General features: G+C 69.6%; 28 protein-coding genes and 1 tRNA gene. 5 read left to right on the forward strand and 24 right to left on the reverse strand.

Annotated features, from left to right (window positions below; all coding sequences use genetic code 11):
• Positions 1 to 47: 47 nt before the first annotated feature.
• Positions 48 to 1,340, reverse strand: coding sequence for an arylsulfotransferase family protein (locus NBT82_RS16760; protein WP_251329239.1), 1,293 nt, complete (start codon positions 1,338 to 1,340; stop codon positions 48 to 50).
• 107 nt (positions 1,341 to 1,447) lie between these two features.
• On the opposite strand from NBT82_RS16760, the gene NBT82_RS16765 reads away from it, so the two are divergent.
• Complete coding sequence (locus tag NBT82_RS16765; RefSeq protein WP_251329240.1) at positions 1,448 to 2,383, forward strand: MFS transporter; 936 nt, start codon at positions 1,448 to 1,450, stop codon at positions 2,381 to 2,383.
• A gap of 148 nt (positions 2,384 to 2,531) precedes the next feature.
• The gene (locus NBT82_RS16770; RefSeq protein ID WP_251329241.1) at positions 2,532 to 3,566 is read left to right on the forward strand and encodes a disk-shape morphogenesis protein volactin; all 1,035 of its coding nucleotides are present in this window, start codon (positions 2,532 to 2,534) and stop codon (positions 3,564 to 3,566) included.
• On the opposite strand, the gene NBT82_RS16775 is transcribed toward NBT82_RS16770, so the two are convergent.
• Positions 3,542 to 4,012 carry a hypothetical protein gene (locus NBT82_RS16775; RefSeq protein ID WP_251329242.1) on the reverse strand — a complete coding sequence of 157 codons (471 nt, stop codon included), beginning with the start codon at positions 4,010 to 4,012 and terminating at the stop codon, positions 3,542 to 3,544. The two genes, NBT82_RS16770 and NBT82_RS16775, sit on opposite strands and share 25 nt — an antisense overlap.
• 84 nt (positions 4,013 to 4,096) lie before the next feature.
• On the opposite strand from NBT82_RS16775, the gene NBT82_RS16780 reads away from it, so the two are divergent.
• The gene (locus tag NBT82_RS16780; protein ID WP_251329243.1) at positions 4,097 to 4,984 is read left to right on the forward strand and encodes a PGF-CTERM sorting domain-containing protein; all 888 of its coding nucleotides are present in this window, start codon (positions 4,097 to 4,099) and stop codon (positions 4,982 to 4,984) included.
• A 31-nt stretch (positions 4,985 to 5,015) separates the two neighbouring features.
• Here NBT82_RS16780 and fer read toward each other — a convergent pair whose 3' ends face one another.
• The 14 genes from fer to NBT82_RS16850 all read right to left on the reverse strand — a co-directional run bounded on the left by fer (position 5,016) and on the right by NBT82_RS16850 (position 16,747).
• Entirely contained in the window at positions 5,016 to 5,663 is a 648-nt protein-coding gene (gene fer, locus NBT82_RS16785; RefSeq protein WP_251329244.1) for a ferredoxin Fer, read from the reverse strand.
• Positions 5,664 to 5,961: 298 nt separating this feature from the next.
• Positions 5,962 to 6,034 (reverse strand) — tRNA-Pro (locus NBT82_RS16790).
• A 50-nt stretch (positions 6,035 to 6,084) separates the two neighbouring features.
• Positions 6,085 to 6,675, reverse strand: coding sequence for a tRNA (pseudouridine(54)-N(1))-methyltransferase TrmY (gene trmY, locus NBT82_RS16795; RefSeq protein ID WP_251329245.1), 591 nt, complete (start codon positions 6,673 to 6,675; stop codon positions 6,085 to 6,087).
• 30 nt (positions 6,676 to 6,705) lie between these two features.
• Complete coding sequence (locus tag NBT82_RS16800) at positions 6,706 to 7,197, reverse strand: DUF7974 family protein (RefSeq protein ID WP_251329246.1); 492 nt, start codon at positions 7,195 to 7,197, stop codon at positions 6,706 to 6,708.
• Entirely contained in the window at positions 7,194 to 8,195 is a 1,002-nt protein-coding gene (locus NBT82_RS16805; protein WP_251329247.1) for an ABC transporter ATP-binding protein, read from the reverse strand. The genes NBT82_RS16800 and NBT82_RS16805 overlap by 4 nt, the downstream gene beginning before the upstream one ends.
• On the reverse strand, positions 8,192 to 9,250 hold the full coding sequence (locus tag NBT82_RS16810) for an ABC transporter ATP-binding protein (protein WP_251329248.1): 1,059 nt from the start codon (positions 9,248 to 9,250) through the stop codon (positions 8,192 to 8,194). Before NBT82_RS16810 ends, NBT82_RS16805 begins: the two co-directional genes overlap by 4 nt.
• Positions 9,250 to 10,263 (reverse strand): ABC transporter permease, encoded by a 1,014-nt coding sequence (locus NBT82_RS16815; protein WP_251329249.1) that lies wholly within the window; start codon positions 10,261 to 10,263, stop codon positions 9,250 to 9,252. The genes NBT82_RS16810 and NBT82_RS16815 overlap by 1 nt, the downstream gene beginning before the upstream one ends.
• Complete coding sequence (locus NBT82_RS16820) at positions 10,260 to 10,400, reverse strand: hypothetical protein (RefSeq protein WP_251329250.1); 141 nt, start codon at positions 10,398 to 10,400, stop codon at positions 10,260 to 10,262. Before NBT82_RS16820 ends, NBT82_RS16815 begins: the two co-directional genes overlap by 4 nt.
• A complete protein-coding gene (locus NBT82_RS16825) occupies positions 10,397 to 11,350 on the reverse strand; it encodes an ABC transporter permease (protein WP_251329251.1) in 954 nt (317 codons plus the stop codon). Before NBT82_RS16825 ends, NBT82_RS16820 begins: the two co-directional genes overlap by 4 nt.
• Before the next feature lie 11 nt (positions 11,351 to 11,361).
• Positions 11,362 to 12,987 (reverse strand): ABC transporter substrate-binding protein, encoded by a 1,626-nt coding sequence (locus NBT82_RS16830; protein WP_251329252.1) that lies wholly within the window; start codon positions 12,985 to 12,987, stop codon positions 11,362 to 11,364.
• A 57-nt stretch (positions 12,988 to 13,044) separates the two neighbouring features.
• Positions 13,045 to 14,067: a DUF4350 domain-containing protein gene (locus NBT82_RS16835; protein ID WP_251329253.1), complete on the reverse strand. Its 1,023-nt coding sequence runs from the start codon at positions 14,065 to 14,067 to the stop codon at positions 13,045 to 13,047.
• The gene (locus NBT82_RS16840; RefSeq protein WP_251329254.1) at positions 14,054 to 14,953 is read right to left on the reverse strand and encodes a S49 family peptidase; all 900 of its coding nucleotides are present in this window, start codon (positions 14,951 to 14,953) and stop codon (positions 14,054 to 14,056) included. Before NBT82_RS16840 ends, NBT82_RS16835 begins: the two co-directional genes overlap by 14 nt.
• Positions 14,954 to 15,029: 76 nt before the next feature.
• Positions 15,030 to 15,797, reverse strand: coding sequence for an ABC transporter permease (locus NBT82_RS16845; protein ID WP_251329255.1), 768 nt, complete (start codon positions 15,795 to 15,797; stop codon positions 15,030 to 15,032).
• Positions 15,794 to 16,747, reverse strand: coding sequence for an ABC transporter ATP-binding protein (locus NBT82_RS16850; protein ID WP_251329256.1), 954 nt, complete (start codon positions 16,745 to 16,747; stop codon positions 15,794 to 15,796). The genes NBT82_RS16845 and NBT82_RS16850 overlap by 4 nt, the downstream gene beginning before the upstream one ends.
• 224 nt (positions 16,748 to 16,971) lie before the next feature.
• Between NBT82_RS16850 and NBT82_RS16855 the strand changes: the two genes are divergently transcribed.
• Both NBT82_RS16855 and aceA read left to right on the forward strand, forming a co-directional pair.
• Positions 16,972 to 17,199 (forward strand): hypothetical protein, encoded by a 228-nt coding sequence (locus NBT82_RS16855; RefSeq protein ID WP_251329257.1) that lies wholly within the window; start codon positions 16,972 to 16,974, stop codon positions 17,197 to 17,199.
• Positions 17,199 to 18,272 carry an isocitrate lyase gene (aceA, locus tag NBT82_RS16860; RefSeq protein WP_251329258.1) on the forward strand — a complete coding sequence of 358 codons (1,074 nt, stop codon included), beginning with the start codon at positions 17,199 to 17,201 and terminating at the stop codon, positions 18,270 to 18,272. The genes NBT82_RS16855 and aceA overlap by 1 nt, the downstream gene beginning before the upstream one ends.
• 20 nt (positions 18,273 to 18,292) lie before the next feature.
• Here the strand turns inward: aceA and NBT82_RS16865 are convergent, their stop codons facing one another.
• The 8 genes from NBT82_RS16865 to NBT82_RS16900 are packed head-to-tail and all read right to left on the reverse strand — an operon-like array spanning position 18,293 to position 22,792.
• Entirely contained in the window at positions 18,293 to 18,631 is a 339-nt protein-coding gene (locus tag NBT82_RS16865; RefSeq protein ID WP_251329259.1) for an AzlD domain-containing protein, read from the reverse strand.
• The gene (locus NBT82_RS16870) at positions 18,628 to 19,314 is read right to left on the reverse strand and encodes an AzlC family ABC transporter permease (RefSeq protein ID WP_251329260.1); all 687 of its coding nucleotides are present in this window, start codon (positions 19,312 to 19,314) and stop codon (positions 18,628 to 18,630) included. The genes NBT82_RS16865 and NBT82_RS16870 overlap by 4 nt, the downstream gene beginning before the upstream one ends.
• A gap of 51 nt (positions 19,315 to 19,365) precedes the next feature.
• Positions 19,366 to 19,728, reverse strand: a complete 363-nt coding sequence (locus NBT82_RS16875; protein WP_345780663.1) for a DUF8048 family protein — start codon at positions 19,726 to 19,728, stop codon at positions 19,366 to 19,368.
• 10 nt (positions 19,729 to 19,738) lie between these two features.
• Positions 19,739 to 20,008, reverse strand: coding sequence for a MoaD-like domain-containing protein (locus NBT82_RS16880; RefSeq protein WP_251329261.1), 270 nt, complete (start codon positions 20,006 to 20,008; stop codon positions 19,739 to 19,741).
• On the reverse strand, positions 20,005 to 20,289 hold the full coding sequence (locus NBT82_RS16885) for a ubiquitin-like small modifier protein 1 (protein ID WP_251329262.1): 285 nt from the start codon (positions 20,287 to 20,289) through the stop codon (positions 20,005 to 20,007). The genes NBT82_RS16880 and NBT82_RS16885 overlap by 4 nt, the downstream gene beginning before the upstream one ends.
• A gap of 58 nt (positions 20,290 to 20,347) precedes the next feature.
• Positions 20,348 to 20,734: a DUF7971 family protein gene (locus NBT82_RS16890; protein ID WP_251329263.1), complete on the reverse strand. Its 387-nt coding sequence runs from the start codon at positions 20,732 to 20,734 to the stop codon at positions 20,348 to 20,350.
• Between the two features lie 40 nt (positions 20,735 to 20,774).
• Positions 20,775 to 20,960, reverse strand: coding sequence for a hypothetical protein (locus NBT82_RS16895; RefSeq protein ID WP_251329264.1), 186 nt, complete (start codon positions 20,958 to 20,960; stop codon positions 20,775 to 20,777).
• The gene (locus tag NBT82_RS16900; RefSeq protein WP_251329265.1) at positions 20,936 to 22,792 is read right to left on the reverse strand and encodes an aldehyde ferredoxin oxidoreductase family protein; all 1,857 of its coding nucleotides are present in this window, start codon (positions 22,790 to 22,792) and stop codon (positions 20,936 to 20,938) included. Before NBT82_RS16900 ends, NBT82_RS16895 begins: the two co-directional genes overlap by 25 nt.
• Between the last annotated feature and the right edge of the window lie 16 nt (positions 22,793 to 22,808).

Consider the following 22,808-nt stretch of genomic DNA (forward strand, 5'->3'; position numbering starts at 1 on the left):
TGTCGTGGGGGCGGGCCCCGCAAAAGCGCCCCGGCCCCGCCCGTCACCTACCCGTCGCGCCACCGGAGGATCAGGCCGGCGCCGACGAGGCCGACGGAGACGAGCGCCCCGAGGAGGTGGAGTTCGCTAACCCACCGCGGGAGGCGGACGGCAGCACTGAGAAGCCGGAGCAGGGGCGTGAGCACGGGGACCGTCGAGCCGGCCGCGGCGGCCGTGTCCGCGTCGCCGTAGGTCGGCCCACCGATGGTCTCCCCAGCCGGTAGGCGGTCGGCCTCGTAGGGGAGGGCTCGGTAGTCGAGTTGCCGTTCCCAGACGAGGCTTCCGGACTCGTTGACCTCGACGATGCGGCCGTTGCGCGTGTCGGTGATCAGGGTGTTGCCGTTGGGGAGCCGGTCGGCGTCCCGCGGCCAGTCGAACTTCTGCCCGCCGGCGCCCTCGAGCACCCAGGCGGGCTCCCACCTGCCGCTCTCCGTCCGGTGGAGTTCGACCACACGGTGGTTTTCGCTGTCCGCGACCAGCACGGCGCCGTCGCCGAGCCACTGGGGGTTGTGCTGGTGGTAGAGTACCGACGGATCGCCGACGAGTCCGTCGTCGTCGGTCTCGTCGTCGTGATCGCGGTTGATCACCTCGACGACGCCCTCGCCACGCTGGAGGACGACCAGTTGATTCGCGTTGCGCACGGAGACCAGAAAGCGGCCGTCGCCGATGCGGTCGACGTCGTTGATGTGGAGCCAGTCGGTCTTCGTCGGGTCGGGGGGCGCCTCGTAGCGGGAACTCGCCTTCCACTCCCAGACCACCTCGCCGTCCTCGACGATCAGGACTCGTTCGTGTTCCATGTCGGCGACGACGAAGCCACCGCCGGGCAAGGGCTCCACGTCGTGAACCTCGCTGGCGACCCGATTGCGAACCGGGAACGACCACTCCTCGACGACGGTGGGGGTGGGATCGGGGTCGATGATCCGGTAGCCCGTGCGATGACATGGCGGGTCGTAGGGACCACAGTCCTCGTAGCCGCCGGCCATGTAGCCGGCGAGTACCGAGCCGTCGTCCAGTTGCGTCACGTCGAAGTAGACGTCGGCAGAGGATTCCCGCCATCGCTCCTCGGTTCCGGAGAGCAGCCGAACGGATCCTCCCTCGACGTAGCTACCAACGCCCTGGACGCCGACGAGGGTCAGTCGCTCGTCGTCGGGCGCGACATCGCCACCGCCACCGGATCCGGACCCGGACGCGGCGCCCGTCGTGCCGGCGGGCGCGAGTGCGGCACCGAAGGCGACCGTTGCGAGCAGACAGAGACAGCCCACCGCGACGAGCGCGTTGCCGAGGCCGAACCGAGAGGACATCAGTGTCCGGGTCGGGGGAGTTCGCGCATAAGCCTTCGGATACGGCGTCAGCCCCGCGTCAGACGGGGCGCCAACAGTCAAATGGGTTGAGCCTGTAACGCCCACTAATGACCACGGACGGCACCCCCGACAACGTACTCTTCGAGTGGTACGAGCGATACATCGGCGACCCCGAGACGGAGACGGACGTCTACCTGGGGTTCGCGCTCTTTTTCGGCGGCATCGCCCTGGGCGCCGTCGGCATCCTCGTGTTCCTGCTGTCGGCAGCGATGAGCGGCGGTGGCACGCCGGCGTGGGCGATCCGCGAGGTGGCGATGGTCGCCGCGTCGGTCGGCTTCCCCGTCATCCTGCTCGGGATGGTCGTCCTCCTCCCGGGCGACCGGCGGATGACGTACGTCTCGCTCGGCGGCCTGGCGGTGTGTCTGGTCGCGGTCGGGCTGTTCGTCGCCACGTATCCGATGCACTGGAACGTGGCGCGGACGCCGGACTACAGCGCCCAGGGCGTCGCCATCTACGCCGTCGGGCTGGTGGCCGTCGTCGGCGCGACCGGGGCAGCACTGGTCGGCCATCAGGTCGAACGCGCCACGCCGGGCGAGCGTGCCGCCGAGGTGGCCGCCGGAAGCGGGACGGGCGCGACGGGAGCGGGTGGAGCGGACGGCGACGCGGGGAAGACGGTCTCCGACGAACAGGTCCGCCGCGACATCGACGAGGCGATGGCCGACGCCGACCTGTCGTGGGGCGGCGTCAGCCGGAAGAACACCACGCGACTCGAACTCGATACGGACGCGGACGTGGAGGTCGACCGCGAGGCGTTCGAGAACGCGGAGGCGACGACCGTACGATCCTCGGGAGACGGTGTCGACGACGCGCTCTCGAACCTGCGGAAACTCCAAGGGCGCGAACAGCAGACCGACGCGTCGACGGGCGTCGACGACCAGACGGCCGCGCTGACGGAACTCCGCCAGCAACAGCAGGTCGAGGAGGTCGCCACGGAGGACGACGAGAGTATCGTCGACCGTGCGAGGGATCTGTTCTCGCGGTAGCCGTCGCCCCCGGCGCTGCTGTCCGGCGTTTCGAGGCGACGACGATTTCCATACGCGGCGATTTCGACCGTCTGACGCCCGTCAGACCTAGGTAAGCGGTCGGACACTTGTGCGAACGTTTATGATGACGACGAGGTATCACACGCGTATGGCTAAAGGCCTAGACGTCGGCACCATGAATCTCATCTCGGCACAGCAGGAGGGCGCTGAGACGGTTTTCGTCCAGCAGCGCAACTCCTTCGTCGAAATCGAGTACTCCGACATGGCAGAGCAGATGCTCTCGCGGAGCGACGTCCTCCACATCCGGAAGGACGACAAGGTGTACGTCGTCGGCGACGACGCCCTCAACTTCGCGAACATCTTCAACGAGGAGACGCGCCGCCCGATGCAACACGGCATCCTCTCCTCCGAGGAGTCCTCCGCCATCCCGATGATCAAGCTCATCACCGAACAGGTGGTGGGCCAGCCCAACCACCCCGGCGAACGACTCTACTTCTCCTCGCCCGCCGACCCCATCGACTCAGACCTCTCGACGCTGTATCACGAGAAGACCCTCGAATCCATGCTCGGCGACATGGGCTACGAGACCGAACCCATCAACGAGGGGATGGCGGTCGTCTACTCCGAACTCGCCAACCGCAACTTCACCGGCCTCGGCGTCTCCTTCGGCGCCGGCATGACCAACGTCTGTCTGTCCTACTACGCCGTCCCGGTCATGAAGTTCTCCATCGCCCGCGGGGGCGACTGGATCGACGAGCAGGCCGCCCAGGCCACCGGGACCCCGGTCGACAAGGTCACCTCGATCAAGGAAGACGACTTCGAACTCGACTTCCGCACCGACGTGGGCGGCGTCGAGGGTGCCCTGGCCATCTACTACGAGAACCTGCTCGACTACGTGATCGAAAACATCGCCCGCGAGGTCGACGAGGAGGACGTCGAGGAGGACCTCGACGTGCCCGTCGTCGTCACCGGCGGGACCTCCAGTCCCCGCGGCTTCGAGAAACTGTTCGAGGATCACCTGCGCGACGCGTCGATTCCCTTCTCGATCAGCGACGTCCAGAGCGTCGACGAACCGCTCTACAGCGTCGCCCGCGGTGCGCTGGTGGCCGCCCGATCCGACGAGGAACAGGAGGAAGACGGGAGCGGTAGCCGGCAGGCTCAGGAGTCGCCCGCGGAAGACTGAGACGTCCGGGTCGTCTCGGTCTCTGCCTCCGACGCGTCCGCCTCCTCGGTCCCCCCAGCCGACGTCTCGGTCGCCCGTGTGTCGTCGGCGTCGGCCGACCCATCCTCGGGTGACTCGTCCGCAGCGTTCTCGCCTTCCGGCTCGCCGTCGTCCGGCGATCCGCCGGTCCGTCGATCGTAGAATCGACGGAGCGCCTCGTCCCACGACTCGCCGGCGTCGTCCTCGGAGGGACGGGAGAGTGGCGGGCGAACCTGGACTCCCGGTTCCGCATCGGCGCCGTGTGCGCGGTAGAACCGTCGGAGCGCCTCGTCCCACGACTCGATCCGGTGAGGGTCGCCGCGGTGTTCGGCGGCGATACCGACGTAGCCGCAGTCCTCACAGACGGACGCCTCGCGGCCGCCCAGGGCGTACGTGGCGAGCGTGCCCTCACACTGCGGACAGTCCATACCTCCGGATTTCCGCCCCACGTATTTAGCCTTCCCCCCGGCAGGGTCCACATTCATACGACTGCTGATGTAACAGGCCAGACAGTGAACGAACACACGACACGTCGGTCGGCGACCCTCCTCGCGCTCGTCCTCGTGATCGGGACGGTCGCGCTCCCGGCGGTCGCCGTGGACGAACCGCGGGAGGAACCGGCCGATACGGAACCCCCGGTCCGAATCTACGTCAGCGAGACGCTCGACATCTCCGGGATCGAACTGACCGGGAACGGCGAGTCCATCGGAACCGATGAGACGACGTTCGAGGCCGTCGGTGGCGGCCCGTCGTTCACCGTCACGGATCCGACCGCCGCCGACTTCGACGGGATCGAACCCGGATCGTACTACGTCGCCACCGACAGCGACGTCCGGGCGGAGATCTCCGTGGTCACCCCGGACATCGATTCGGTCGAACTGCGGAACGAGGACCAGTCGACGGTCACCAACGGCAGCGACGACCCGGAGGAACTGAACAGGCTCTCGATCAGAGCCCGGTACAACTTCGACGAGGTCGACCGCCTCGACGTAACGGTGACCGACCCGTCGGGCGAGGCCGTGGCGACCGGACGGATAACCCAAAGCGGCGACCGGATCCGGGTCGACCTCGGCGAGCCCACTTCCGGCGTCTACACCGTCACGGCGACGGGAAGCAACGTCGACGCGGCCTCACGGACGGTGACCGTTCGCGTCAGGGGCGCGACGCCGACGGCCACCGCGACGGCCACGCCGACCGTCACTGCGACCCCGACGGCCACGCCGACCGTCACCACCACATCGACGGCCACGCCGACCGCCACCGTGACGGCGACGGGCACCGCGACACCGGCAGCTACCGCGACGCCGATGCCTACCACGTCCACCGACGGTCCAGGATTCGGCGTCCTCGTGGCCCTTCTCGGGGTGCTCGCCGCTGCAGGGGTCGCTCGGTGGCGTTGATCCGATCACCGCCGGCGCGGGTCGCGCGAAGTCAGTCGACCGATCGCGCACGCTCGAACCGGTACGGCGGGAGGATGAGGTCGTCGAGGTCCGGCATCAGTTTGACGTTGTAGACGATCCGCAGTTCGGCCGTCGTCGGGGCGCCGATACAGGACAACTGGATGCCGCGATCGAGCATCTCGGACGAGAGGACGTGATCGATCGGCATCGTCATCTCGCCGTCGACGACGGCGACCGCACAGTTCGCACACGCGCCGCCACGGCAGGCGTACGGCCACGCGAACCCGCGGTTCTCGGCCGCTTGCAGGAGCGTCTCGCTCGGTTCGGCCAGGAACTCGCCGTAGTCCGCGGGATCGAGGTCGGCCGCAGCCGCCTTCTCGAACAGGTCGTCGTCGTCGAGGCTCCAGTTCCGGTCGTCGATCACCGCGTAGTTGAGGTACTCGACGCGGGAGCCATCCGGACGGGTCGCCCCGTCCCGATCCTCCTCGGCTGACTCGTCGCTCCCGTCCCCGTCGACCTGTCCGTCGACGATCGCCTCGTACGCCGCCTTGACTCGCTGGAACGCGCGAACCGAGCCACCCTGATCCGGGTGGGTCTCCATCACCCGCCGGCGGTACGCCCGATCGATCTCCGCCTCGTCGGCGTCCGGATCGACCTCCAGAACGTCGAATGCGTCCACGTCAGCGGGTAGGGGTTCGGACGGATAAATCTCCTTGGACCGGGGTGGCGCCGCCGCGGACTCGTGGCGGGAGCTCCCGTCGTGAGTGCCGGGGTGACGGCCATCCGATGGAGACTACAATAGAGTCGAACTGCGCGAGAAGTGGGGCCGGCGGGACTGTCGAATCACGCCCAGACGTGCTCGCTTCGTCGCCGGCCTGCGGCCGGCTTCCAGCGGGACCTTCGGTCCCGCACTGCTCGCGGGAACGCGGGTACGGCCACCCGAAGATGGGTGCTGGTCGACGTGAGAATGCGGGAAGTGGGCCGGCGCGAATTCGAATCGCGGTTACGGCCACCCGAAGGCCGAAGGATACCAAGCTACCCCACCGGCCCGCGGTCGGACGAACGCCAGCGGCGAGTTTAACAGTTGTGATTCGGCCCACTCAGTACGACCGGAACCCCTCGGTGTCGAGGTAGTTGTGGGCGACGGTGATGGCGTGGTCGGCGTGGAGCGCGCGCGGGCCGAGGCGGACGCGGCGGTCCGCCCGCTCGGACAGGCAGTCGGCCTCGCGGTCGGCGAAGTCGCGGTGGTCGGAGAGGGCGAAGACGGGGTCGGACGGCGGGTCGCGGTCGACGACCGGCGTGCCCGCCTCGTGGAGTTGGACGAGCGTGCCGTCCAGGGCGTCGAGGGTCGCCTCGAACCCGCGGCGACGGATCGAGACGCCGGGGCTCGACTCGACCGGCTGGTGGCCGATGGCGTCCTCGCGGCGCTCCAGTGCCCCCCGGATCAGCGCGGCCGTGCTCCGCTCGTCGGGATTGAGCCGGCGGAGGTCGCTCCCCTCGAAGGTGATCGTGAACGCGTCCCCGAGGACGAGGTGGACGCGGACGTCCTCGCGGATGGCATGGGAAAGGAAGAAGGCCGACGTGACACACCGACAGAGTACGTCGAGGCGGCCGGCCCCGCCCGCGAGGTCGTCGAGCGTGAACTCCGGGGCGGTGGGCGCCTCGTGACCGACGACGACGAACTGGCGCATGGCGGACGTGGGCGGCCGGCGGCCTTGGTTCTACTCGTTCCCGATCCGGATCGTCGTCGACGCGGCGAGACGGGAGTCGTCGACGAGGAGGCGAGCGGTCAGGGTGTGTTCGCCGGGATCCGCGGCGATCCACTCGTCGGCGGCGACCCGAAACCGCTGGAACCAGCGGGTGTGGAAGGTCGTGCGTCCGCGGCGGGCGACGTCGAACGTCCCCGACTCCGCGGGGAGGGTGTCGACGGTCGACGCGCGGTCGACGCCGTCGACGGCCCACGTCCACGGGACGGGTGCGGTCGTTCGCAGGCGGAGCGGGATCGGCAGGCGGTTGCGGACGGTGACCCGGAGCCGGACGGGTTCGTCGGGCGCGTATCGCTCGCGGTCGGTCGCGCAGTCGACGACGAGGGCGCGCCGGCGGACCCACTGGGGGAGGAGGGCGTGACTCGCCTTTGCGGCGTCGAGCGAGCGCGTCGTCCCGGGCGTCGACGTCGAGGACGGCGAGTTCTCCCGACGGGGCGGCGCGGTCACGGACCGCCCTCCAGCAGGTCGTGGTACGGACAGGCGATCGCGTGATCGCCGGCTTCGTCGACGTGCTCCAGGTCCGGGTGGGCATCCCACTCACCGCAGTCGTCCTGTGCGATCGGACAGCGGGTGTGGAAGGCACAGCCGTCGGGCGGATCGGTCGCCGAGGGGACGGTCCCGTCGAGGACGACGCGGTCGCCGTCCCATCGGGGGTCGGGTTCCGGGATCGCCGAGAGCAGCGCGTAGGTGTAGGGATGATAGGGGGGCGAGAACACCTCCCCGACGCTGCCGCGCTCGACGACGTGTCCGAGATACATCACCGCCACTCGGTCGGCGAGATGTTCGACGACCGAGAGGTCGTGAGCGACGAGGAGGTACGCGAGGTCACGCTCCGCCTGCAGGTCGGCCAGCAGATCGAGGATGCCCGCCTGCACCGAGACGTCGAGGGCGCTGACTGGCTCGTCACAGACGACGAATTCGGGATCGACCGCGAGCGCGCGGGCGATGCCGACGCGCTGGCGCTGGCCGCCGGAGAGTTCCCGCGGGTAGCGCGCGGCGTGACTCGGGCGGAGGCCGACCGTCTCCAGCAGGTCGGCGACCCGCCGGTCGCGGTCGGCGGCGAGGTCGTGGGCGTCGATCCCCTCGACGATCGCGTCGCCGACGGTGAGGCGCGGGTCGAGACTGGCGGTGGGGTTCTGGAAGACGTACTGGAGGTCGCGGCGCCGCTCCCGGAGTGCGTCCGGCGACAGCGTGCCGAGGTCGTCGCCGCGGTGGTAGACCGAGCCGTCGGTCGGCTCGTCGAGGTGGAGGAGAGTGCGCCCGAGCGTACTCTTGCCACACCCGGACTCGCCGACCACCGCCAGCGTCTCGCCGGCGCGTACGGTCAGGTCGACGCCCTGAACGGCCTGCACCCACCGACGCCGCCCGAGCAGCCGATCGAGAAAGCGATCCGAGGTGGGGTACTCCTTGACCAGCCCCTCGGCGCGGAGCAGCGGGGCGGTCACCGATCCTCACCCCGATCGGGGGCGCCGTCGGGACGGTCGGTGTCGTCGACCTCGACGGCGAACGTCAACTCGCCGTCGAGGTCGCCGGTGTAGGCGAGACAGGCCGCCCGGTGGGTCGTCCCCTCGGCGTCGTCGTCGACCGCGGCGAGCGGCGGGTCGCGTTTCGTGCAGGCGTCCTCGGCGTAGGGACACCGCGGGTGGAACCGACAGCCGGGCGGCGGCGCCGAGAGGTCCGGCATCGACCCCGGGAGCGTTGCGAGGCGGTCGCGGTCGTCGCCGAGTCGGGGCACCGCGCTCAACAGCCCTGCGGTGTAGGGGTGTTTGGGGTCGTAGAACAGTTCCTCGACGTCGGCCCGTTCGACGGCCTGCCCCGCATACATCACCAGCACGCGGTCGCAGAACTCCGCGACGACGCCGAGGTCGTGGGAGACGAGTTGGACGGCGAGGTCGTCGGCCGCGAGGTCGTCGAGCAGTTCCAGCAACTGCGCCTGGACGGTCACGTCGAGTCCGGTCGTCGGTTCGTCGGCGATCAGCAGGGCGGGGTCGCCCGCGAGCGCCATCGCCACGAGTACGCGCTGGGCCATGCCGCCGGAGAACTCGTGGGGGTACTGGCTGGCGCGCGTCGCCGGGTCGGGGATCCCGACTCGCTCCAGCAGCGAGACGGCGCGGTCGTGGGCGGCCTCGCCCGCCAGATCGGTGTTTGCACGCACCGCCTCGGCGACCTGCTCGCCGACAGTGTAGACGGGGTTGAGCGCCGTCTCGGGGTCCTGAAACACCATCCCGATCTCGCCGCCTCGGACCGATCGCAGGCGGTCGTCGGTTGCGGTCCGAAGATCCTCTCCGGCGAAACGGACCGTTCCTCCCTCGATCCGCCCGGAGGCCTCGAGCAGGTCGAGGACGGCGAGCGCGGCGGCGGTCTTGCCCGCGCCGCTCTCGCCGACGACGCCCAGTCGCTCGCCGCGGTCGACGGCATAGGAGAGCCCGTCGACCGCACGCACGACGCCCTCCTCGGTGTAGAACCGCACGTCGAGGTCCTCGACTTCGAGCAGCGCCATCAGCGCGCCTCCCGGCGGTAGGCGTCGCCCTCGGCGTCCGGATCGAGGGCATCTCGAACGCCGTCGCCGACGAGGTTGATCGCGAGGACGAACAGGAAGATGGCGAGCCCCGGGAAGACGGTGACCCACCACTCGCCGCCGACGAGGGTGTCGCGGCCGGCCGAGAGCATGCTCCCCCACTCGGCGGTGCCCGGCGGGAGGCCGAGGCCGAGGAAGCCGAGCGCTGCGGCCGAGAGGACGACGGTGCCGACGTTGAGCGTCGCCTGGACGACGACGGGGGCGACGGCGTTGGGGACGACGTGCCGGGCGAGGACGTGCCGGTCGCGCACGCCGAGTGCCCGTGCCGCGAGCACGTAGTCGCGCTCGACGACGCTCAACACCTCGCCCCGAAGCAGGCGGGCGTAGCTGATCCAGCCGACGGCGACGAGTGCGGCGACGAGTTTCCAGAATCCCTGGCCGAAGGTGGCGACGAACGCGATGGCGAGGACGAGAAACGGAAAGGCATAGAGCACGTCGACGAGTCGCATGATCGTCTCGTCGACCCATCCGCCGACGTAGCCCGCCAGCGCCCCCAGCGGGACGCCGACGGTGACGGCGAGGCCGACGGCGATGGCGCCGATGGAGAGGCTGTACCGTCCCCCGTAGAGCACGCGGGAGAACACGTCGCGGCCGGCCCAGTCGGTGCCGAAGGGGTGGGCGAGCGAGGGGGAGAGATACGGCTCGGCGACGCCGGAGGCCGCGGGATCGTACGGCGCCAACGCGATCGGCTGGACGACCACGCCGCCGACCTCGATGGGGCGAGCGAAGAGGGCAAGCAGCGCCATGACGCCGATGACGCCGAGGCCGACGACGGCGGTGCGGTCGCGGCGGAACCGCCGCCAGGCCCGTCGCCGGCGGTCGACCGAGGCGGTCGCGTCTGGCGCCGCGTCCGTCGTTCCGTCGTCGGCGTCCACTCCCTCGAAGCCGCGCACGCGCAGTCGGCCGCGGTCGGCGAGCGGATCCGGTCCGGTCATGATCGGTAGCGAATCCGTGGATCGAGGTAGGCGTACAGTACGTCCGCGAGGAGGTTGGCGACGACGACGGCGACCGCCGCGTCGTCGCCGTCGCGGGTGAGCGCGTCCGATCGAACTGGAAGTGGGTGCCGGATCATGATCGGTAGCGAATCCGTGGATCGAGGTAGGCGTACAGTACGTCCGCGAGGAGGTTGGCGACGACGACGGCGACCGCCACGAGCAACACCACGGCCTGCACGACGGGGAAGTCGCGCTGGAGGATGGCGCGGACGAGCAGGCGGCCGAGGCCGGGCCACGAGAAGACCCGCTCGATGACGACGGCGCCATCGAGGAGGACGGCCACCTGGAGCGCGGCGACGGTGACGACCGAGATCAGCGAGTTCCGCAGGACGTGTTTGACCAGCACCGTCCGCTCTGGGAGCCCTTTCGCGCGGGCGGTGCGCACGTAGTCCCGCCGGAGTTCCTCGCCGACGGCCGAGCGGGTGAGCCGCGTGAAGAGGGCGGCCGAGGCGGTGCCGAGGGTGAGCGCCGGCAGCGCGAGGAAGGCGAGCGATTCGGGGGCAAGAAGCGGCGCGACCGGCGGGATGACGGGCACGAGGTTCAGGTGGACGCCGAACACGAGGATGAGTAGGAGCCCGAGCCAGAAGTTCGGTGTGGCGATGCCGGCGAGCGCGACGACGCGGCTGATCTCGTCGGCGGGACCGCCACGGTTCACCGCTGCGAGGACGCCGGCGGGCACGCCAACGAGGAGCGCGACGACCAGCGCGGCGGTGCCGAGTGCCAGCGTCGCGGGCAGTCGTGCCGCGACGGCGGCGCGGACGCTCCGGTCGGAGACGACCCGCTCGCCGAAGTCGAGGTGGAGGACGTCCCACAGCCAGAGCGCGTACTGCGTGGGGAGGGGTTCGTCGAGGTGGTACTGGGCGCGGAGCGACGCGCGGAGGTCGGGGGTCGACTCCTGGAACTGGAGGACGTAGTCGACGGGCGTCCCCGGGAGGAGTTTCACGAGGCCGAAAGTGAGCACGGAGACGCCGATGAGGATCGGGACCGTCAACAGGACCCGCCGCAGGACGTACCGTCGTAGTGACATCGGCTCGTGGCTCACCCGCCCCCGGTCGCGGTGTAGGTGTCGGCCCAGGGGGCGTAGATGGCGGTGAACTCGCCGGCGTCGATTGGATAGGTGCGAAAGCCCTCGACTGCGGCCGATCGGACGGCTTCGAGGCGTCTGTTGAAGCGGATGAAGGCGGCGGGCACGTCGGCGACGATCCGGCGCTGGGCGTCCTCGTAGAGCGCGCGGCGCTCGGCGGTGTCGTACGTCGCCAGCGCCTCGTCGAGCAGGCGGTCCACCTCGTCGTTCGCGTAGTGGGCGGCGTTACAGCACGAGGGGGTGGCCTGATCGCCGTGAAAGAGGTTCCGGAGGTAGGTGTCGGGGTCCCAGCCGCCGGTCCACCCGAGCGCCATCATCGAGTCCGACTGGTTGGAGTCGCCGGCCAGCACCCGCGAGACGTAGGTGTTCCACTCGAACTGGTCGAGCGAGACGTCGAAGAAGTCGGTGCGGTCGAGTTCGTCGCGGACGAGTTGTGCCCACCGCACCCGTTCCGGCGTCTCGTTGGTGACGATGGTCGTCTCGTAGGGGGGCGAGACGTCGAGCGTCTCGAAGCCGGACGCCAGCAGTTCGCGTGCGCGCTCGGGGTCGTACCCCTGGTGTTCGTCGCGCATCTCGGCCTGGAACGACTCGGAGGAGTAGTCGTCGAGCAGGGGGGAGATGGGGGCGTACGCCGGGCGGCCGATCCCGCCGTACACCGAGGAGATGATCTCCTCCCGGGGGATCAGTCGAGCGATCCCCTTTCGCACCTCCCGGTTCGAGAACGGGGCGGAGGCGAGGGGGAAGACGACCATCTCGAACCCGCCGGCGAGGCGGTCGGTGACGGTGATGGCGTCGTCATCGCGGAGGTCGGCGATCGCGTCGGCCGGTGGGTTGTTCGCGAGGTCGACGTCGCCGGCTCGGAGCGCGGCCACCTGCGAGGGCCCCTCGACGATGATGCGGAAGGTGAGCGTCTCGATGGGTGGCTCGTCGGGCACCTCGCCGGCGCCGTCGTACCAGTGATCGTCAGCGCGGGTGAGCCGGAAGAGCTGGTCGGGTTCGTGGGTGTCGAAAGCGTAGGGGCCGGTCCCGACGGGGGTCGTCGAGAGGTCGAGATCGCCGGCGGCGGCCGCCTCGGGGACGATCGGCACGCCCCCAAGTGAAACCCGGAAGGGCGCGTACCGGTCGGTGAGGGTCACGTCGAGCGTGTGGTCGTCGACGATCGTCGCGTCGTCGTACCAGAGGTAGACGTCGGATTCGCGGGGCGTCCCCTCGTAGCGCTCGAAGGTGGCGACCACGTCGCTCGCGGAGAACTCGCTCCCGTCGTGGAAGGTGACGCCCTCGCGGAGGGAGAGTCGCCAGGTGAGTTCGTCCTGCCGCTCGACCGCGGTGGCGAGGGCCGGGCGCGCCTGCCCCTCGAAGTCGATCGCGAGGAGCGGTTCGTAAACGAGGCCGAAGGCCTTTCGCGAGGTGGTGTCGTTCGCCCGCGCCGGATCGTAATTTTTCACGTCGGCGGCGAGCGTCGCGACGAGTTCGGCGCCGTTCGATCCGCCCGAGTCACCCGTACAGCCGGCGACACCGGCGGCAGCCGTCGCCCCGACCCAGCGAAGCAGTCGGCGGCGTGATGTGGTGGCCGGTGGCATACTGTACGTCCGGCGGCCGACGCCGAAATAGGCTACGGTCGGACGACGGTCGTCCGATCAGGCCGGCGCGGGCGTCGGTGCCCGCGGCGGGCGTTCGGGGCCGCCGCCACCCGGCCCGCTGGCCGGCGTGTCGGCGTCCGGTTCCTGTGGGGCGCCGGGCGTCTTCTCGCCGGTCACGAGGAAGTCGGCGAGATTGCCGATGAGGACCTCGTTGTCGGCGTCGTAGGCGTTCTCGCGCGAGAGGAAGGAGGTGTCACCGACGGCGGTCACGTTCCCGCCCTCGCTCCGCGCGAGGACGGCGTACCGACCGGCGTCGCGGGTCGTCGACAGGGTCGTCCCCTCGGTGCCGACGAGGACGCGCGTGCCGCTGCCCGTCCGGATCGGCACGGCGTCGCGAACCACGACGCGCTCGATGCCGTCCGCGAGGCCGGCGCTCGACGCCGGCCGCGCGTAGATGCTCTTGTAGTTGTTGTCGTTCTCCTGCATGTTGTAGAGGTAGCCCGAACCGTAGGCGAGGCCGTACGTCGAGGCCAGCCCCGTCGTCCGGGGTGCGGTGGGTTCGAAGCTCCCGAGGCCGAACAGCAGGCCGCCGGAGGCCTGGACGGAGGGTGGCCCGCCCATCACGAGGACGCGACCGCCGGCGTCGGTGAAGGCTTCGACGCCCGCGAGTTCGTCGCTCGTGTACCGCTCCTGGGGGCTGGCGACGACGAACGCGTCGGCCGAGCGGAGCGACTCGTTGAGGCTGCGGCGCTGGCCGCGGTAGAACCGCACCCGGTGGCCGTTCTCGACGAGCGCCGAGAGCATGGGTTCGAGTTGGGTCTTCGAGACGCTGTTCCGATGGCCCACGTCGACGAGGACGGTCTTCCCGCTCGTCGAACTCTCCATGCTGATCTCGCCTTGCTCGGGCGTCTCGTCGGGGAGGACCGTGCCGGGCTGGAACTGCTGGTTCTCGACGGTCGTGGCGTCGCTCCCGGGGTCGTCGCCCGAGCCGAGTGCGTAGGGGGCGACGGCCGCACCGCCGACGAGCACGACCACGATGACGACGAACAGGGCGGCGAGTCTGGACTTAGGCGCTGACATTACCGATCACCTCGTCTTGGGTTCGCACGTCCCCGTACACCATCAGGTAGGTGGGGGACTCGACGGCGTCGTAGCCGACCGGGCTCTTCTCGACGACGACCGTGCCGCCGTCTTGCGTACTGAGGAGGAAGAGCCCGCCGGTCCGTGGCGGTTCTTTGCGATAGACCTCGTAGTCGTCGAGGCCGGCCGCGTTGGCGGCCTGTCGGATGGCGTCCTGCGTCGAGCCGATGTCGTCGGCCATTCCGTTCTCGACGGCCCGGGCGCCGGTGTACACCTTCGCGTGGGCGACCTCGGTGCGGGTGAGTTCGAGGTCGTCGCTGCGGTGTTTCATGACGCTCCCGACGAACGCGCGCTGGAGGGTTTCGATCTGGGCGCGTCGCTGCTCGGCGGTGGCGCTGGCCTTGTCGGGGCCGCTCTTGATCTCTCCGGGGAGCGAGGGGCCGGGCGCCGCACCGCGGACGCCGACGCTACCGACGACGGAGGCCGGCGTGACGTAGATGTCGCGGGTCGGGAGCATCGCGTAGTAGGCGCCGGAGGCCCCGGTCGATTTGACGCTCGCGACCACGGGCATCACTTCGGCCGTTCGCTGGACCGACAGGTAGAGTTGTTCGCTCGCGGCCGCCCCGCCGCCGGGACTGTCGACGTTGAGGACGACCGCCTCGACCGATTCGTTCTCGCGGGCCTCGCGGAGGTCCTCCTGCACCTCGGACACCGAGTTGGAGGAGATGAACCCTTCGACGGTGATGACGGCGACGCTGCCGTCGGGTTCGGTCGCCCGGTCGTACGCGACCGGGGCGAGGACCGCGCTCAACAGGACGGCAGCGGCCACGACGAGGGCATAGGACTGGAACCTCGTCAGCGAACTGCCATCTGGACTGTTCGACATAGTGCATCCGCCCGTCCTCACTACGTCGGGTAATAAGCTGGCTAAACGAAAACGGCGATTGCACCTTGTGATGGTGTCACTCGGTCAGACCGTAGCCACGCTTGAACAGGACGAAATCGACGGACAGCACGGCTACGGTCACGCCGGAGAGCACGAGGAGTGACGTGTTCGGGTCGATCTCTGTCACGCCGATCATCCCGTAGCGGACGCCGTTGACCATGTAGACCATCGGATTCAGTAGCGACACGTCCCGCCAGAGCGGCGGGAGCACGTCGAGCGAGTAGAACACGGCCCCGAAAAACACCAGCGGGCGGAGGATGAACTGATTCATCACGGTCAGATAGTCGAAATCGTCGGCCCACAGTCCGCCGATGATGCCGAGTCCGCCGAACAGCGTCGTGATGACAAGGGTAAACGCGACCAGGTACAGCGGGTGGGAGAGCGGGACGGCGGTGAACACCGACCCCACGCCGACGATCAGGATCGCGGTGAGGATCCCTCTGGTCGCGCTCGCGATCACGTAGGAGACGACCATGTTGAGATTCGACATGGGCGTCACGATCACGGCGTCGATGTAGTCGTTCCAGCGTCCGTGGAAGATGGAGAAGGAGGCGTTCTCGAAGGCGTCGGAGATCGCACCGAGGACCACCAGACCGGGGAGGACGAACTGGACGTAGCTCACGCCCGCGATGGGGCCGATGCGACTGCCGAGGATGACGCCGAAGACGGCGAAATACAGCGTGTTCGTGATGATCGGCGGCAGGAAGGTGTTGTACGGCCGTCTGACGAAACGGAGGATCTCTCGTCGAACGAGCGTCTTCAGTTGGACGGTGCGTCGGCTCACGGCTGCGCTCCGTCCGTGACCGTCGAGTCCTGTCGTGTCATCTCCACGAACACCTCCTCCAGCGACGTCCGCGAGACGTCGAGGTCGACGATTTCGTAGCCCGCGGCGTCGAGTTCGCGCACGAGGTCGGGGGCGACGAGCCCGCCTCGCGACGCCGAGACGACGAGGCGACCGTCCGCCACGTCGACCGCTTCGATCTGGCCGTCGCCGACGGCGGTGACGGTCGGCGCGGTGTCGATTGGCTCGCGGAACGTGACGGTGATGCGGTCGGTACCGCGATCCATGAGGTCGTCGGGGGAGCTCACCGTCACGACCCGGCCGCCGTCGAGGATCGCCACCTCGTCACAGAGCCGTTCGGCCTCCTCGATGTAGTGGGTCGTGAGGAGGATGGTCGTCCCCCCCTCGTTGAGGTCGGTGATGAGATCCCAGAGGTCGTGGCGAAGTTGGACGTCGACGCCCGCGGTCGGCTCGTCGAGAATCAGGAGGTCGGGATCGGTGACCAGCGCCCGCGCGATGAGAAAGCGCCGCTTCATGCCGCCGGAGAGCCAGTCGAACCGCGTGTCGCGTTTCCCGTAGATACCGACCTGCTTCAGGGCCTCGTCGGCGCGCTCACGGGCCTCCGCCGCCGGAATCCCGTGATAGCCGGCCTTGTGTTCGAGGACTTCACGGATGGGAAAAAAGCGGTCGACGTTGAACTCTTGGGGCGCGAGGCCGATGCGGTCGCGCGCCTCGCGGTACTCCGTCGTGACGTCGTGCCCGAACACCTGCGCCTCGCCGCCGGTCTTCCGGACGAGGCCGACGAGGACGTTGATGAACGTCGTCTTCCCCGCCCCGTTCGGCCCGAGGAGCCCGAAGAAACTCCCCTCGGGAACCGACAGTGAGACGCCGTCGAGCGCCGTCACGTCGTCGTATCGCTTCCGAAGGTCGTCGGTCGCTATGGCGGCTACCATCTGGAGACGACTCCGCGCCGAACGGAATTAAGCCCCGTGAACTCTCCGTGTCTTGCGGTAGCACGGAACACATAAGGGGTTAAAACACATTAACGAATATTATCATGATCAATCATTAAGTTTATACACCAGTCAGTCGTCCCATCGGGTGCGATGTACGTACGCGACCACCACACCGAGGCAGGCCGAACCGCCGGACGACCCACGACAGACACACCACCTACATGGATCCCACGACTCAGCGACCCGACGACGAACTAGCCCAGCAAGCACCCCTCGTGCCGGACCTCAGTCGACGCGATGGAGACCGTCCGCCGACGCGCCGCGTGTCCGTGACTGACGCGGCTACTCGGCGGACGAACGACGACGAACTGGCCCAGGCGGCGCCGCTCGTGCCGGATCTCGGCCGTCCGGAGCGTGCTTCCCCCGCCGACGCGGAGGCACCCAACTGATGACTCCCGACGAACTCGACACCGACACGGTCACTCGCGACATCGACAACCCGGCGGCCGAACGGTTCCGCGACCGACTCGCGAACCAGCAGTTCGTCTTCGCGCCGGGGCTCTATCACGCCCTCGACGCCCGACTCGCCGAGATGACGGGTCACGACGCCGTCTACATGAGTGGCTACTCGACGGTCCTCGGTCAGTTCGGCTTCCCGGACCTGGAGATGGTGACGATGACCGAGATGGTCGAGAACGCAAAGCGGATCGCGGAGGCCACGACGCTGCCGGTGATCGCCGACTGCGATACGGGCTATGGTGGTATCCACAACGTCCGCCGTGCGGTCCGCGAGTACGAGAAAGCGGGCGTCGCCGCGGTCCACATCGAGGACCAGACGACGCCGAAGCGCTGTGGCCACATCGCGGGCAAGCAGGTCGTCTCCCGCGAGGACGCCGAGGCCCGTTTTCGGGCGGCCGTCGACGCCAAGCAGTGTGACGACACCGTCGTCATCGCCCGGACCGACGCCTACGGCTCCGCCAACGGCGACTGGGAGGAACACCTCGAACGCGGGCGCATCTACGCCGACGCCGGGGTCGACCTCGTGTGGCCGGAGATGCCCGATCCCTCCCGTACGGACGCGGTCGAGTACGCCGAGACTATCCACGAGACCCACCCCGACCTCGATCTGGCGTTCAACTACTCTTCCTCCTTTGCGTGGTCCGAGGAGGAGGATCCGCTGACCTTCGCGGAACTCGGGGACCTCGGCTACAAGTACATTTTCATCACCCTCTTCGGGTTACACTCGGGCGCCCACGCCGTCTACGAGGACTTCGAGCGACTCGCCGAGGACGACGAGACTGCACAGTTCGACCTCGAAGACCGCTATCTGGGTCACCCCACGGAGAGCCACCACGAACTCTCCTTCGTCGACAGGTACCAGGAGGTCGAAGCCGCGTTCGATCCCGAGGCCCGCCGCCGCATGGCGGAGTCCGCGGGGTTCAGCGAGGAGACGAACGACCCCATCACCAGCGACGAGGACCGTGGAGGGACGCCCGAGACGCCGACGACCGACGACGACTGACCCACGGCGTCTCGCCCCTTTCAGAGCAGGAACGTGACACCCCAGAGCGTCACCATCCCGGCTGCGAGCGTCGCGAACATGTTCTCCGTCGCCCACGCGACGCCCGCGGCGACGACGCCGGCGAACAGGCGGCCGTCGAAGAGTGTCGCGGCCACCGTCGGGCCGGGATCGAGGACGGACGGCGCCACGAGCGCAGCCAACACCGCCGCGGGGACATACCGGAGCGCTCGCTCGATCCGCGGCGGCATCCCGTCGACGTGGCCGAGGAGGTAGATAAACGAGTACCGGATGCCGAAGGTGAGGACGCCGACGACGAGGACGACCGCCCAGATCGCGAGCGGTCCGTAGGTGGTCGTCACGAGGCCGTCCTCCCCTCGGCGACGACGCCCGCGGCGACGCCGGCGAGTGCCCCGCCGAGCAACCCGAGGTTCAGCGGCCACCCCGCACCGACGACGGCGATGCTCCCCCCGACGAGCGCCGCGACGGCACGCGGGCGATCCGACAGTTCGGGAAGCAGCAAGGCGAGAAAGACCAGCGGCACCGCGAAGGAGACTCCCCAGCGATCGGGGATACGCGCCCCGAGGACGGCGCCGGCGGCGGTGGCGACCTGCCAGACGAGCCACATGGGAACCGCGACGCCGAGGTAGTACCACCGCCGGTCGGTCGGCCCGTCGGACCGGAACTCGGCGACGGCGAGCGCGTAGGACATATCGGTCAGGAGATACGCACACGCCGCCTCCCACCGGCGCCGGAACGATTCGAAGTACGGGGCGATCGAGGCCGAGTACATGCTCATCCGCAGGTTGATGACGACGGCCGTGAGGACGACCACGGCGAGGGGCGTGTCGGTGGCGAGGAGGTCGACGGCGGCGAGTTGGGAGGCGCCGGCGAACACGACCACCGACAGACCCACGGCCTGGACGGGTGAGAGCCCGGCGTCAACCGAGGCGACGCCGGCGACGAGGCCGAACGGAACGACGCCGAGGAGGAGCGGGAGCCCCGCCCGGACGCCGGTGCGGAGGTCGTCGGGAACCGGAGGCATATCGGACGGTGGACGGGGGACCGGCAACGACCTTTCGGTTCCGGGCCGGCGTCACCGACCGATGACGACGGCGTCGCGGATTTCGAGAGCCGTCTCGAACTCGTCGCGACGGTCCGTCTCGGAGCCGATCCGCCGAAGCTGTTCGGCGTGGGCGCGTGCCACCGCCTCGGTCTCTCGACGGTCGAAGCCGAGGCGGTCGCCCACCGTCTCCCAGTGGTCCGTCGGGACGAGAAACACCTCGCGGCCGTCGTCGTCACCGTCGGCGACCCGTTCGAACTCGCGGCGGTAAGTGCCGAGGCCGTCGCCGAGGTCGACTTGGACGCTGGCAAGGAGATCAGAGAGTCGGCCGGGGCCGACGCTCGCCTTCGCGGCGGTGAGCATGAACACCTGCCCGTCGATGGGGGAGTTCGACACGCGGGACACGTCACCCACCCGCACGCATCGCCTTCTGTGCGAAGCGTTCGATGAGCGGATCGAGGGTGTCGGGATCACCCTCGAACACGAAGTCGATCTGGGTGAGCGACACCGACGGTCCGACGCCGACGGTCTGCGCCGAGAGGTCGGCCGCCCAGTCGTCGCCCTCGACGCGGTCGTCCGCCACCTGCTCGGCGCCGAGGGTCTCGAGGTACTGGATCGCCAGGCGCTTGGAAATTCCACGGAAGGAGCGCTCCCGGCGTACCCAGTCGTCGGTCATGTGCCGCCCGCCACCGGCGGGAACACCGACAACGTGTCGCCGTCTTCCAGTACCGTCTCGGTTCCCTCCATGTGGAGCACCTCCCGCCCGTTTTTCAGGATGTTGAGATTCGGCTGCAGGTCGCCCTGGTCGTCGATCAGTTTGCCTTCGAGGCCGTCGTACGCCGATTCGAGCGTCAGGAGAACCTCGCCGACGGTCGCGCCGTCCTCGAACTCGCGTTCGAGGGTCTTCTGGCCGACAGCCTCGCGGAACGTCGCGAAAAACCGCAGTTCCAAGTCCATGTCAGCCGTTGGGGGCGCGGTCGTAAAAAGTCACGCGACGCGGTGTGTCGTCGCTACCCTAACGGTCGCTCAGGCGGATGCCGTCCTCGACGGTTCGGTAGTTGCGCTCCCGATCGAGGCGCTCGGCGACCCAGCCGACCTCCTGAATCTGCATGATGAGGTCCGCCTGCAGGTTCCGCCACGCGATGGCGTAGATGGGCGACTGCCCCCACGCACGGAGTTCGGGGACGAACTCGTCGTACTGGTCGAGTTGATCCTCCAGTCGTTCGAGGGCGTCGACGACGCCCTGTGCGGCCTCGCGTTCGTCCGCCGCGGCGTCGACGGCCTCGTTGAGTCGGGCTTCGAGGCCGGCGACCGCCCGCTGCATGTCCTGCCGGGCCGCGTCGTCGTCGTCGGGGAGCGAGTCGAGGATCTGTCGGGGAACGCCGAGGTCGAATTCGTCCATACCGTCGGGTGGCTCGCGAGGTGTAAAAGGCTCCCGACAGTCAGTCCAGAAAGTCACGCAGGTCGGCCGCGCAGGACCGACAGAGCAACACTCGAAGCTCGCCGTCGGCGTCGAGGAGGTCGAGTGCCCCGTAGACGTGTCCCGGTTCGATCGTCCCACCACAGCGATGACAGTCGTGGGGGCGGGAGGGGTTCGACCCGGTCACCGTCCGTGGCCGTGGTTCCACCCGCGGCGGGGGCCGTCGTGTCGCTCTCCGTCGGCGGTCCGTGGACGGGTGGTCGGCGCGTCCCCGAGGGGCGTCCCGGCGTCGACGACGGACCCGAGGCCCAGTCGCTCGACCGTCTCGGCGGTCGGGACGCCGTCCGCCGACCACCCACGGGCCGCGTAGTAGGCGTCGAGCATGGTCTCGAACGCCTCGCGGTCGACGGTGCGGCCGGCGGCCGGCCCGTCGGGGAGCGGCTCCTCGAACAGCGCCGGCAGGGAGTCGTCGTCGCGGCCGAACCCCTCGCGGACGTTGAACAGGCGGACGAGCGTCCAGATCCGCTCGCCGACCGTCGCCAGCGACTCGCGGTCGTAGTCGAGGCCGACGGCCGACAGCCACTCCGCGCCGAGGTCCTCCCACATGGTTTCGCCGGCGAAGTCGTCGACGACGAGGCTCCAAAGCGTCGACCGGACGTTCTGTGCGCCGATCACGGTGGCGACGCGGTCGGCGGTCGTCCACGCGTCGCGGGCGAAGGCCTCCCGCTCGACGGGGCGGGCCCGGCGGTGACAGCCGCCGCGGTCGCTGGTGGCGTAGGCGAGTGCCATCCCCGCCGCGCCGCGCGGGTCGTACGCCGGCAGTTCCATCGACTTCACCGTCGGCACCGCGCCGGCGCCGTAGTGCTCGCGGGCGGCCGCCACCCCGTCGGCGAGCGTGTCGCCGAGGGCGGTCGACCGCGCCGCGATCGCCGCGAGCAACCCCTCGGCCGCGTCGGCGTCGCCGAAGGCGAGATCCGGCCCGGGATCGATCGCGCCCTCGGCCGCGGCGCGGGTGGCCCAGGCGACGGCGTTGCCCGCGCTGATGGCGTCCATGCCGAGGTGGTCACAGGCGGCGACGAGACGGGCCACGTCCCCGAAGTCGTCGATGCCGAGTCCCGCCCCGAGGGACATGAGCGCGCCCCCCCGGGGGACCGACTCGCCGTCCCCGGCGTCGACGCGGAAGCCGCCCGGCACCGCGTCGTCCTCGTTCTCGCGACCGGTCGCCGCCTCGCGGACTGCCTCGACGCCGATGTCGCCGGCGTCCTCGAAGCGGCCGCCCTGCCAGCCGCGAGTCGAGAGGACGCCCACCTCGTTGGCGAAGTCGACGCTCTCGACCGTCTCGCCGGCGGCCTGCCAGCGGCCGGTGTCGTCGTCGCGGTAGGCGGTGCCGTACCGCTCCCGGAGGTCGGCGAGCGCCGCGGGGGGGGCCGGCGGGTCGCCGCGCACCGCCACGGCCTTCAGGCGCTTTGCCCCCATGACGGCCCCGGCCCCGCCCCGACCGGCGTGGTGGTCGCCGCCGTCGCAGGCGATCGTGGCGTAGGCGACCCGCTTTTCGCCCGCCGGCCCGACGCAGGCCACGGCGCCGTCGAGGGCCGCGTCGGTTGCCGCGATGTCGGCCCCCCAGAGGTCGCTCGCGTTCTCGATCCGGACCTCGCCGTCCGCGACGACGAGCGTCGTCGGGGCGTCGGCGACGCCCTGGATCAGCAGGCCGAACGCCTCGGGGAGCGCGCCGGCGAGGGCGTCGGCGAACCGGCCGCCGCTGTAGGAGTCGAGGAAGGCGCCGGTCAGCGGCGACTTGGTGACCGCCGCGTATCGCGATTCGCCGGGGAGGTAGCCCGAGAGCGGGCCGAGCAGGAAACAGAGGCGGTTGTCCGGCCCCAGCGGGTCGGTGCCCGCGTCGAGTTCGTCGTAGAGGTAGCGGGCGCCGAGGCCCTTGCCGCCCAGCACCTCCCGCCGCCAGTCCTCCGGGACGCGCTCGCGGGAGACGGTCCCGGCGGAGAGGTCGACCCGCAACACGTCGCGCCGGACTGGCGGTGACATCGGCTCACGTAGTCGG

Source organism: Haloplanus sp. HW8-1 (assembly GCF_023703795.1).
Lineage (GTDB): Archaea > Halobacteriota > Halobacteria > Halobacteriales > Haloferacaceae > Haloplanus > Haloplanus pelagicus.